The sequence below is a fragment of the Bradyrhizobium sp. SRL28 genome, from assembly GCF_018596315.1.
In the GTDB taxonomy this organism is placed as follows: Bacteria; Pseudomonadota; Alphaproteobacteria; order Rhizobiales; family Xanthobacteraceae; genus Bradyrhizobium.
Map to the genome: position 1 here is coordinate 1 of NZ_JAHEAG010000212.1, position 543 is coordinate 543.

Consider the following 543-nt stretch of genomic DNA (forward strand, 5'->3'; position numbering starts at 1 on the left):
CGTCGAGCAGCCCGGCCTGCGCCGCTATTATCTGGTGCCGGCGGCCGCGACGGCGGCAACGGGCGAAAGCCCCGCGCTCGATGTGCTCGCGCAATTGATGGGCGGCGGCGCCAACTCCTATCTCTACCGCGCGCTGGTGATCGACAGGGGTCTCGCGATCAGCGCCGACGCTGGCTACGATGGCACGGCGCTCGACCCGTCGCAATTCTCGATCTTGGTGACGCCGAAGCCCGGCGTCGAATTTGCGCCGATCGAGGAGGCGATCGACAAGGTGATCGCCGACCTCGCGCAGAATCCCGCACGCGCCGAGGACCTCGAGCGGGTCAAGACCCAGCTGATTGCGCAAGCGATCTACGCCCAGGATGACCAAGCGACGCTTGCGGGCCGGTATGGAAGCGCGCTCACCACCGGTCTCAGCATCGACGATATCAGGAGCTGGCCGGACCGCATCCGCGCCGTCACCGCCGAGCAGGTGCGCGACGCCGCGGCCAAATGGCTCGACAAGAAGCGATCGGTGACCGGCTATCTGATCAAGGATACTGC

1 protein-coding gene is annotated in these 543 nt (G+C 66.7%); it reads left to right on the plus strand.

From position 1 onward, the window contains the following. The coding region (locus tag KIP88_RS46035; RefSeq protein WP_214494656.1) for a pitrilysin family protein at positions 1 to 543 on the plus strand (543 nt) is incomplete at both ends.